The 11428-nt window shown below is 48.1% G+C and carries 9 protein-coding genes; 3 read left to right on the top strand and 6 right to left on the bottom strand.

Annotated features, from left to right (window positions below; translation table 11 throughout):
- Nucleotides 1-637: GGDEF domain-containing protein (locus tag BCT81_RS28375; RefSeq protein ID WP_133152767.1), on the top strand; the 637-nt coding region annotated here is incomplete at its 5' end.
- 73 nt (nt 638-710) lie between these two features.
- Here BCT81_RS28375 and punC read toward each other — a convergent pair.
- On the bottom strand, nt 711-1922 hold the full coding sequence (gene punC, locus BCT81_RS28370; protein ID WP_102426597.1) for a purine nucleoside transporter PunC: 1212 nt from the start codon (nt 1920-1922) through the stop codon (nt 711-713).
- 163 nt (nt 1923-2085) lie between these two features.
- Between punC and punR the strand changes: the two genes are divergently transcribed.
- Entirely contained in the window at nt 2086-3000 is a 915-nt protein-coding gene (gene punR / locus BCT81_RS28365; protein ID WP_102426596.1) for a DNA-binding transcriptional activator PunR, read from the top strand.
- Nucleotides 3001-3071: 71 nt separating this feature from the next.
- On the opposite strand, the gene ilvA is transcribed toward punR, so the two are convergent.
- The 5 genes from ilvA to ilvG are packed head-to-tail and all read right to left on the bottom strand — an operon-like array spanning nt 3072 to nt 9393.
- Nucleotides 3072-4616 carry a threonine ammonia-lyase, biosynthetic gene (gene ilvA, locus BCT81_RS28360; protein WP_102426595.1) on the bottom strand — a complete coding sequence of 515 codons (1545 nt, stop codon included), beginning with the start codon at nt 4614-4616 and terminating at the stop codon, nt 3072-3074.
- 3 nt (nt 4617-4619) lie between these two features.
- Entirely contained in the window at nt 4620-6461 is a 1842-nt protein-coding gene (gene ilvD / locus BCT81_RS28355) for a dihydroxy-acid dehydratase (protein WP_102426594.1), read from the bottom strand.
- A 33-nt stretch (nt 6462-6494) separates the two neighbouring features.
- The gene (locus BCT81_RS28350) at nt 6495-7448 is read right to left on the bottom strand and encodes a branched-chain amino acid transaminase (protein ID WP_004739309.1); all 954 of its coding nucleotides are present in this window, start codon (nt 7446-7448) and stop codon (nt 6495-6497) included.
- Nucleotides 7449-7460: 12 nt separating this feature from the next.
- A complete protein-coding gene (gene ilvM / locus BCT81_RS28345) occupies nt 7461-7745 on the bottom strand; it encodes an acetolactate synthase 2 small subunit (protein WP_004739310.1) in 285 nt (94 codons plus the stop codon).
- A gap of 1 nt (nt 7746) precedes the next feature.
- Nucleotides 7747-9393 (bottom strand): acetolactate synthase 2 catalytic subunit, encoded by a 1647-nt coding sequence (gene ilvG, locus BCT81_RS28340; protein ID WP_102426593.1) that lies wholly within the window; start codon nt 9391-9393, stop codon nt 7747-7749.
- A 472-nt stretch (nt 9394-9865) separates the two neighbouring features.
- Between ilvG and BCT81_RS28335 the strand changes: the two genes are divergently transcribed.
- A complete protein-coding gene (locus BCT81_RS28335) occupies nt 9866-11389 on the top strand; it encodes a YifB family Mg chelatase-like AAA ATPase (RefSeq protein WP_102426592.1) in 1524 nt (507 codons plus the stop codon).
- Nucleotides 11390-11428: the final 39 nt, after the last annotated feature.

The following is an 11428-nucleotide window of genomic DNA, read 5'->3' as shown; positions in this document are numbered from 1 at the left end:
CGAGCAATTGGCTTTCAGTGTGTCTGAACACCTAGGCTTGGCGCTGGCTAACTTGAGCCTGCAAGAGAAGCTTCGCTCACAAGCATTGAGCGATCCACTGACAGGACTATTCAACCGTCGCTTCTTCGAGCAGAAGTTGGAAGAGCACTCAATGAATTCAGCCACCAGCGAGCAGCCACTGTCTTTGCTGATGCTCGATTTGGATCACTTCAAACGCTTCAATGATAACTTTGGTCATGATGCAGGTGATTTCGTGTTGAAAGAGATCAGTGCGCTACTTAAACAGAGTGTCAGTGAAGATGAGATTGCTTGTCGCTTAGGTGGTGAAGAGTTGGCGGTGCTGCTTCCACATTACACTATGCAGCAAGCGACCGAGTTCGGACAAACCTTGTGTGATGCGGTTCGTTCTATGCACCTAGAACACAAAGGGCTTTCTTTAGGTCAGTTAGGTGTATCGATCGGTGTTGCTACGTATCCGAAGCCTGCCTCCGATACCGAATCTCTGGTGAAGATGGCGGACAACGCGCTGTACATGGCGAAAGACATGGGACGCAGTCGAGTGATTAATTATGATGAATACAGTCGCCATAAGGCTCCTGCGTTAGAAGTTGTTGATGGAGAAGCGGCTACGCATTAACTCTCGTGAGTACAAAATTCAGATATAAAAAGAGCGAGTTACCTCGCTCTTTTTAGTTTTATTGAACTAGAAACTAGTCTTGTTTCTCTTCTGCTACAACGCGAGAGTTATCCGGCGCTGCAAAGTGTTCAGACAACTCTTTGTTTGAAACGATGTAACCAACCCATAATGCGCCCAAGCAAATCACTACCGCGATGCCTGTTGCACTTAGTGCTTGGCTTGCCATTGCTGCTACCAATGCGCTTGATAGGCCGCTGATGCTGATTTGCAAGCTATTCTGTAGACCAGCCGCTGTTGCTGGGCTTTGTTTCGCACTTGATAGAGCACGGTTTACCACGATTGGGTAAAGTGCGCCATTTGCTACGGCAATCAGACAGAAGGGTGCAAGTAGAGGCCAGATTGATGTCAGCTCCCATTGTGATGCGATAAAGATAAGCATTGCAGCAACGCTGAACAAACCAATTAGATTTCTTAGTACCACGCCATCGCCATATTTCTTCACGGCTTGCTTACCGAAGTAACCACCCGCCATGAAGGCGATCGTCTGTGGGATGAAACTCAGGCCGATATCTTTTGCTTCGTAGCCTAATTGAGCCATGATCTCAGGCATACCCGTTAGGTAAGCGAAGAATGCTGCAGAAGCCGATGCAAACATCAATACGTTGCCCACGTAAGGCTTCGATTTAAGCAGCATCTTGATATCAGTCTTAACAGATGTTTGTTTTACTTCTGGCGCTTCTTTTGGTTGAGCCATAGTGGTTGCCACTAGCAGCGCACCCATTAGTGTTAATGTCACGAAGATGCTGTGCCAGCCAAAGTTATCTGCCAGTAGTACGCCCAATTGAGGTGCCAGAGCTGGAGACAGTGCCACCAAAGGCATGATGGTTGCAAAAATTTGTTGGCTGCTGCTCTCAGAGTAGCGTTTGATAACCATCGCTTGCCAGATTACCGCTGGTGCACATACGCCAATCGCTTGAATGAAGCGCAGCGTCAGTAGGTGCCATACCTCAGTACTGAATGCCAAACCGAACGAAGCGGCTGTGAAAATAAAAAGACCAACTGCCAACGTATTGCGGTGACCGTATTTATCACTAGCCAGTCCCCAAAGCAGTTGACCCATCGCCATACCACCAAGGAACACAGTAAGAGATAGTGCGATCTGCTCAGGGCCGGTTGCGAAATCGATCTCCATAGCCTTAAATGCAGGAAGGTACATATCGGTCGCGATAAAACCTAGCATTGAAAGTACTGCAAGGTAGACCAATTGAAATTTAGAAATATTCATAAGATGCCATTACGCTAAAAGTAGTGATGTTTTTATCATCAAAAAAATTGTTTGATATACAGAGGTGAAAGTCCCTGTTTATTTATGCTGACATTCTATTTTTCGGATCTGATAAAATAAAACGCTAAAATATGTGGTTATCAATCAAAAAATTTGAAGGCTTATGTTCTCTAAATCCTCTTTAGAAATGCTCGATACTGTGGCGCGCTTAGGTAGCTTTACCGCGGCGGCAGAGCAGTTGCACAAAGTGCCCTCGGCGATCAGTTATGGTGTTAGACAGGTTGAGCAAGAACTGGATGTTTTACTTTTCAGGCGTTTACCGAGAAAGGTCGAGCTCACTCCGGCAGGTGAACTCTTCATTGAAGAGGCGCGTGCACTACTGAGGCAGATGGAAGAGGTCAGTGCCCAGACTCGTCGAGCAGCTCGTGGTTGGAAGAAAACCCTGCGCCTTACGCTTGATAATGTGGTGAAGCTCGACAAGATGAAGCCGATGATTGAAGAGTTTTATCAAACCTTTGAGTTTGCTGAGCTACAGATCAACATGGAAGTGTTTAACGGCTCATGGGAGGCGATTGCACAGGGCAGGGCGGATATCGTGATTGGCGCCACCTCAGCAGTGCCAGTAGGCGGTGATTTTGAAGTCAAAGACATGGGGCAATTAGATTGGGCGTTTGTGATGTCGCCAAGCCACCCGTGTGTACGTGAACAGAACCTCAATGAAGAGTTTGTGAGCCAATATCCAGCTATTTGTTTGGATGACACCTCAAGCGTACTGCCTAAGCGCCATACTGGCCACTACGCCAATCAAAGGCGCTTGCTGTTACCTAACTGGTATAGCGCGATTGAATGCCTGAAGAACGGCGTTGGAGTAGGGTACATGCCAAGGCATATTGCCGCGCCGATTATCGAACAAGGTTTGCTGGTGGAGAAAATTCTGCCAGAGCCGAGCCCGTTGAGTCAGTGCTGCTTGGTGTGGCGAAAAGACGATAACCATAAGTTGATCGAGTGGATGGTCAACTATTTAGGATCTAGTGAACAACTTCACCGAGATTGGTTGGATCATCGCAAAGCGAGCTAGTTGAAAGATCTTTGTCGGCAAGATCAAAAAGAGCGAGTGAAAACTCGCTCTTTTGTTTTGGTAACTCGCTCTTATGACAAGAAGAACTTGTAAGAAGGGTTATCGGTCTCATCTTTACACTGGTAACCAAGCTCTCTGAGGTGAGTAGAGAACTGAGCCAAATCATCATCATCCAGTTCGAATCCACACAATACACGACCGTAATCAGCGCCGTGGTTACGGTAGTTGAACAGGCTGATATTCCAATGGGTACCTAAGGTATCAAGGAACTTAATCAATGCACCTGGATATTCTGGAAACTCAAAGCTGTACAAGCGCTCTTTCAATGGTTTTGATGGTTTGCCACCAATCATGTAACGAATGTGCAGTTTTGCCATCTCATCATCAGACAGATCGACGACTGGATAGCCACCTTCACGCAGGTCGTTGATGATGTGATCGAGTTCTTCTTGTCCACCATTGAGACGCACACCGACGAAGATGTTCGCTAGGCTGTCGTCGTTATGACGGTAGTTAAACTCAGTCACAGCACGGCCGCCAATGATATTACAGAACTCTAGGAAGGCACCTTGTCGCTCAGGAATAGTAACCGCAAGCAGACCTTCGCGCTTCTCACCCAGCTCACAACGTTCAGACACATAGCGCAGACCATGGAAGTTGGTATTAGCACCAGACAGTACCGTTGCCAGTTGTTTGCCTTGCAATTGGTTCTGCTCAGCAAACTTCTTCAAACCTGCCAGAGCAAGCGCACCAGAAGGTTCGGCAATCGCGCGAGTGTCTTCAAAGATGTCTTTTACAGCAGAGCAGATCTCATCGCTCGACACGGCAATGTGACCATCGATGTATTGCTGACACAGACGGAATGTCTCTTCACCAATGCGTTTAACCGCAACGCCATCGGCAAACATGCTGACTTGATCCAGTACTACTGGCTCACCGGCATCCAGTGCTGCTTTCAAGCAAGATGAATCTTCAGGTTCAACCGCGATGACTTTGATTTCTGGCATCAGCTGTTTAACCAGAACGGCAACACCAGCAGCCAAACCACCACCACCGACAGGCACAAAGATGTAATCCATGTGGCCATTTTGTTGAAGCATTTCCATACCCATGGTGCCTTGTCCGGCGATCACCAATGGGTGATCGAAAGGAGGCACAAAGGTGTAGCCATGTTCAGCGGAAAGGCGTTCTGCTTCAGCTTTAGCTTCATCAAAGTTGCTGCCGTGTAGAACTACGTTACCGCCAAAGCCACGTACCGCATCAACCTTGATGTCTGGTGTGGTTTTTGGCATCACAATCGTGGTTTGAATACCAAGCTTAGAACCGGACAGCGCCATACCTTGAGCATGGTTACCTGCAGATGCGGCAATCACACCTGCGGCTTTCTGCTGCTCTGAAAGGCTTGATACCATGTTGTAGGCACCACGTAGCTTGAACGAGTGGACCGGCTGACGGTCCTCACGCTTTAGCTGAACCTGATTACCAATACGAGCACTTAAGCGAGGCATCTCTTGCAGAGGTGTCACTATTGCTGCTTCGTAAACTGGCGCTCTCAGGATCTGACGCAGATAATCTGCGCCAGTTTGTTTTTGGGGACTGACCGTGTCATCACTCATAGATTAGCCCTCAAGCTTCGACTTATCACGTACCGCGCCTTTATCGGCACTGGTTGCCATGCTTGCGTAAGCTTTTAGTGCGAATGATACTTCGCGTTGACGGTCTGCTGGTTTCCAGCCAAGCTCGTCCTGTTTCGCACGACGAGCAGCAAGCTCAGCTTCAGGTACATCAAGTGTGATCGAACGGCTAGGGATATCGATAGTGATGATGTCGCCATCTTGAACCAGGCCGATAGTACCGCCACTTGCTGCTTCTGGAGAAGCGTGACCGATAGATAGACCCGATGTACCACCAGAGAAACGACCATCGGTTAGTAGTGCACAAGACTTACCTAAGCCCATCGATTTTAGGTAAGTCGTTGGGTAAAGCATCTCTTGCATGCCCGGACCACCTTTAGGGCCTTCGTAACGGATAACAACCACTTCACCCGCTTTTACTTTGCCGCCTAAGATGCCTTCTACGGCTGTGTCTTGGCTTTCAAATACGATAGCAGGACCTTGGAATTTCAGGTTCTCTTCATCAACACCGGCTGTCTTAACGATACAACCGTCAACGGCAATGTTGCCTGAAAGTACCGCTAGGCCACCTTCTTGGCTGAATGCGTTCTCTTTAGTACGAATACAACCTTCTTTACGGTCGTCATCAAGGCGATCCCAACGACAATCTTGCGAGAAGGCTTTGGTAGTACGAATGCCAGCAGGGCCAGCGCGGAAGAACTTAAGTACCGCTTCGTCTTCTGTCTGCATAATGTCGTATTGAGCTAGCTGCTCTTGCATGCTTAGGCCAAGTACAGTGCGAGTTTGGTTGTTCAATAGGCCAGCACGGTCTAGTTCACCTAGGATAGCCATTACACCACCAGCGCGGTGAACGTCTTCCATGTGGTATTTCGGTGTTGAAGGAGCCACTTTACATAGGTGTGGAACACGGCGAGACATCTCGTCGATATCGCCCATATCAAAGTCCACTTCACCTTCTTGAGCCGCTGCTAATAGGTGAAGAACGGTGTTACTAGAACCACCCATTGCGATATCTAGAGCCATCGCATTTTCAAAGGCTGCGCGGTTCGCGATATTGCGAGGCAGTGCTGATGCGTCGTCTTGCTCGTAGTAACGCTTAGTCAGGTCAACGATACGCTTGCCGGCATTGATGAACAGCTCTTCACGGTCAGCGTGCGTTGCTAGCATAGAGCCGTTACCTGGCTGAGACAGACCAAGCGCTTCGGTTAGACAGTTCATTGAGTTAGCTGTGAACATGCCTGAACATGAACCACATGTTGGACATGCAGAGCGCTCTACTTGCTCACTTTGCTCATCTGAAATTGTTGGATCGGCACCTTGGATCATCGCATCAACAAGGTCTAGCTTGATGATTTGATCGGAAAGCTTGGTTTTACCTGCTTCCATTGGGCCGCCTGATACAAAGATCACTGGGATGTTTAGGCGCATAGCTGCCATCATCATTCCCGGAGTGATTTTGTCACAGTTAGAGATACATACCATCGCATCCGCACAGTGAGCATTAACCATGTACTCTACAGAGTCTGCGATAAGCTCACGTGATGGCAGTGAGTACAGCATGCCGCCGTGACCCATTGCGATACCATCATCAACTGCGATGGTATTGAATTCTTTAGCGATACCGCCCGCTTTCTCGATTTCACCTGCAACTAATTGGCCCATATCTTTAAGGTGAACGTGGCCCGGTACGAATTGAGTGAAAGAGTTTACAACTGCGATGATTGGCTTACCGAAGTCATCATCTTTAACGCCAGTTGCACGCCATAAAGCGCGCGCACCAGCCATGTTGCGTCCGTGGGTAGTCGTTGCTGAACGATAGATTGGCATTGCTTAAATCCTTATAAAATATTTGGCTGTTGCTTACTGATTTTCTGAAGTTTGGTTTTCTGGGTAAACATAGTCTAGCCAGCCCCACTTATCTTCAGTGGTACCATTGAAAAGACCAAAGTAAGCCGCTTGAACTTTTTCAGTGATAGGACCGCGTTTGCCTTCACCTACTGTAATTTTGTCTACACTGCGAACTGGAACAATTTCCGCTGCTGTGCCTGTCATGAAGACTTCGTCGGCAAGGTATAGCGCTTCGCGAGCAATGTTCTCTTCACGGATCTCATACCCCATGTCTTTTGCTAGCGTCATGATTGAATCACGCGTGATGCCCGGCAGAATTGCACTGGTCGCTGGTGGTGTAGATAGCACGCCATTGCGCACAACAAAGATGTTCTCACCCGCACCTTCAGAAAGGTAACCATCGACACTGAGAGCGATACCTTCGTCGTAGCCATGACGACGTGCTTCACCACCAACCAGTAGTGAAGATAGGTAGTTACCCCCCGCTTTCGCAGCCGTTGGGATGGTGTTTGGAGCTGCACGGTTCCAGCTTGAGATCATCGCATCTACGCCATTTTCTAGCGCTTCTTCACCTAGGTAAGAGCCCCAAGGGAAAGCGGCGATGATAAGGTCCATCTCAGTATTTTCTGGAGGACATACACCCAAACCCACGTTACCAACAAAGCCTAGAGGGCGGATATACGCTGACTCTAGTTTGTTTTGACGTAGTGTTTCGCGAGTTGCTTCCATAATTTCTTCCTCAGTGTAAGGAATCGGGAAGCGGTAGATTTTTGCTGAGTCTTTTAGGCGCTTTGCGTGCTCTGGGTGACGGAAGATGACCGGACCTTTTGGCGTGTCGTAGCAACGTACACCTTCAAACACTGAAGTACCGTAGTGCATAGCGTGGGTTAAGACGTGAACGTTCGCTTCTGCCCAAGGAACCATTTCACCGTTAAACCAAATATAGTCTGCCGTTTTTGCTGTCATGTTTGCGGTTCCTTATGCACTTATCTTTTGTTGTAAGTTGTTGTTTGGCAATTCATTACGACTGATAGAGATAACGTCAACGGTACGTACATCCCACAGTTTTTCGATTTGATTGACCAAGAAGGAAATCGGACGTTCACTGTCGACAATGATTTCAACGCTAGCGATCTTGCTTTCATGGTTCTGAGTGCCGGCTACTTGTTTAACGATAAAGCCACGGTGACGAATAACACGAAGAACACGCTCTAGTAGTACTGGCTTATCATCGGCTTTGATGTCTAATAGGTATCTTTTCATGTTATGTGTTCTCCAACATATCACTGTTTGAAGCACCTGGCGGTACTAGTGGCCATACGTTCTCTTCTTCATCGATAAGAACATGAAGTAGGTAAGCCGTCTTGCTCTCTAGCATCTCTTTTAGAGCGGGTTCTACTTCTTCTTTGCGAGTGATGGTCTTGCCTGGGATATCGAAGGCTTTCGCAAGCATAACGAAGTCTGGGTTGTCATCTAAGATGGTTTCACTGTGGCGACCATCAAAGAACAGCGATTGCCATTGGCGAACCATGCCCAAGCGAGAGTTGTTTAGCAGTACCATCTTCACTGGGATTTGGCGGCGTTTTAGCGTACCAAGCTCTTGCACGTTCATCATGAACGAACCATCACCAGAGATAAGAATAGATTGGTCATCAGGACGGCCAACCGAAGCACCCATCGCGGCTGGTAAACCAAAGCCCATAGTGCCTAGACCAGCAGAGGTGATGAAGTTTTGTGGATCGCGAGGTTGAATATGCTGTGCAGCCCACATTTGGTGTTGGCCCACATCGGTTGAAACGATAGAGCTTGCAGGCATCATGTCTGACAGTTGCTTTAACAGCAGTGGAGCAAAGATCAGATCGCCTGGGTGGTCATAGCGCCACTTGAATGAGCTGCGTAGGCCTTCTGAGTGATGAACCCAAGAGGAGATGTCTTGGCTCAATTCAAGTTGAGGCATGATCTTGTTGATGTCGCCACGAATTGGCGCATCGGCAAGACGCAGTTTACTGAACTCAGCCGCATCGATGTCGATATGGATAACTTTCGCGTGTGGTGCAAAGGTATCAAGCTTGCCAGTTACTCGGTCATCAAAACGAGCACCAACAACGATCAGTAAGTCACTCTCTTGAACCACTAGGTTAGCGGCTTTGGTGCCGTGCATACCAAGCATACCAAGGTAGTGCGGGTCGTCACGCTCAATAGTACCTAAGCCTTTCAATGTGCTTACTGCTGGCATTGGGTTAAGGCGTAAAAACTCGCGAACGGCATCGGTCGCTTTTGCTAATTGAACGCCACCACCTACGTATAAAACAGGGCGGGTAGCTTGAGATAAGAAGTGCTGCGCCTGCTCAATAGCATCAGTCGTTGCTACCGGAATTGCAGGAGGAGTAAATTCAGGAAGAGAGTTAACAGGAGCTTCAGCCAGTTGAACATCTTTGGCGATATCAACGATAACTGGGCCAGGTCGGCCAGATTTTGCTACCACAAACGCTTCGGCTAGTGTTGGAGCTAGCTCTTCAATGTCGGTGACTAGGTAGCTGTGTTTAGTACATGATAGAGACATACCAATCACATCCATCTCTTGGAATGCATCGGTACCTATGTGGGAGCTTGCAACTTGACCTGTGATTGCAACCAGTGGGATAGAATCCATAAAGGCATCGGCTAAACCAGTAACTAGGTTAGTAGCACCAGGGCCTGAGGTTGCCATACACACTGCCACATCTTGTGTTGCACGAGCCATACCGATCGCAGCCATTGCTGCGCCTTGCTCATGGCGACATAAGATGTGCTCAACTCCGCCGTCATAAAGTGCATCGTAGATTGGCATTATGGCACCGCCTGGGTAGCCAAATACGGTCTCAATTCCTTGCTGCTTTAGTGCGGATACAACTAGTTCTGCGCCTTTCATCGGAATTCTCCCGTATTACCTTTATTTTGGTAACTTTTTCCTTTGTCTCTGCACATCTTGTGCTCCCATTCTTCCTGTAAATCGGTAAAGCCGAAAATGTTCAAAAATATAAAATTCGAATCTATAAATTAGAAAAAACCCCCGGACTTGTCAGTGCGGGGGTTTTTTCTAATTCGTGGTTACTTTTTTCCCACTCGCCCCCGCGCAGTCTCAATAATGACTACGATAATCAGGTTAATCAGTGCGTAAATGCGAGCGTTAAAGTTCATATAATTCGAGTTTTCTTGTTTATTCTGTTCAGTAAATGTCTACATCTCTAGTGTTATCACACAAATCTGTCGCATGACAAGGAAAATGTCATTCTTTTTTCACATTAAAACACCATTCCACCAAGCTATATAACAATCTTATTGCTTTGGTGCGCAACGAATATCCAGAGCGAATACTTTTAAATCAAAGAGAAAGGAAACTTATGGGACTCGCGATAATTCATAGTCGGGCTAGTGTGGGGGTTGAGGCGCCAGAAGTGACGGTTGAGGTGCATATTAGTAACGGAATGCCCGGTTTCACGCTGGTGGGCTTACCTGAGACAACGGTTAAAGAGTCCAAGGATAGAGTCAGAAGTGCCATCATCAATTCTCGCTTTGAGTTTCCATCGAAAAGAATCACGGTCAACCTTGCTCCTGCGGATTTGCCCAAAGAGGGAGGTCGTTTTGATTTGCCAATCGCGCTTGGGATTTTGGTCGCCTCTGATCAGTTACCCACATCAAAAATAGCGCAGCATGAATTTATTGGTGAGTTGGCACTGTCTGGAGAGCTGCGTCCAGTGAAAGGAGTACTACCAGCGACATTGGCTGCGGACAGTGTCGAGCGCTGTTTGGTTGTACCGCATCACAATGGCGATCAGGCAGCCTTAGTTGGTAAAGGGGCGCATAAGTCGGCTCAAACCCTGTTAGAAGTTTGTGCGGATATGTGTGGACAGGCTCAATTGGGGTTGTATCGCACTGAGCAACATCAAGTCGATGTATCTGAGCTTCGCGACTTGCAAGACATCATTGGTCAACAACAAGGTAAGCGAGCGTTGGAGATAGCAGCGGCGGGTAACCATAACTTACTTTTTCTCGGGCCTCCCGGAACGGGCAAGACCATGTTGGCGTCTCGTCTGCGTGATTTGTTACCTGACATGAGTGATGACGAAGCGATGGAAACGGCATCGGTCGCCTCTTTGACTCAACAAGAGATTAATCAGTACAACTGGAAGCAACGTCCTTTTCGTGCTCCACATCATTCGAGTTCAATGGCGGCACTGGTAGGTGGTGGCTCTGTACCTCGGCCCGGCGAGATCTCTTTGGCGCACAATGGCCTACTGTTTCTTGATGAGATGCCCGAGTTTGAGCGTAAGGTTCTCGATTCATTGCGCGAACCACTGGAGTCGGGTGAAATCATTATCTCTCGGGTGGCGGGCAAAACTCGCTTTCCTGCGCGTTTCCAATTAATCGGTGCATTGAACCCTAGCCCGACTGGTTACTATGAGGGTAATCAAGCGCGTGCTAACCCGCAGATCATATTACGCTACCTCAACCGACTATCAGGGCCGTTACTTGATCGGTTTGACATGTCTCTCGAGATCCCACTTCTGCCCAAAGGAATGCTCGCCGAAGGCGGAGATCGCGGCGAAACCACCCAAGTCGTAAAGCAAAGGGTCAAGCAGGCTCGTCAAACCATGCTGTCCAGGAGCCATAAATCGAATGCACTACTTGGCAGTCGAGAAATTGAGAAGTACTGCCCACTGCGACGCGAAGATGCGGAGTTTCTCGAGACAGCATTGCATCGTTTGGGGTTGTCGATTCGTGCCTATCACCGAATCATCAAAGTCGCACGAACTATTGCTGATCTGGATGGTAACGAGCAGATAGAAAAGAAACACTTATCCGAAGCACTTGGTTACCGTGCGATGGATAGGTTGTTGAAGCAGCTCACGGCGCAAGCTGTTTAGTGCTAAACAAAAAGCCTGCTTATTGAACTGACCCCCAAT

Source organism: Vibrio sp. 10N.261.52.A1 (assembly GCF_002876325.1).
In the GTDB taxonomy this organism is placed as follows: Bacteria; Pseudomonadota; Gammaproteobacteria; order Enterobacterales; family Vibrionaceae; genus Vibrio; species Vibrio chagasii.
The sequence above is the reverse complement of the archived record's forward strand: the minus strand, read 5'-3'. Positions and strand labels throughout refer to the sequence as shown.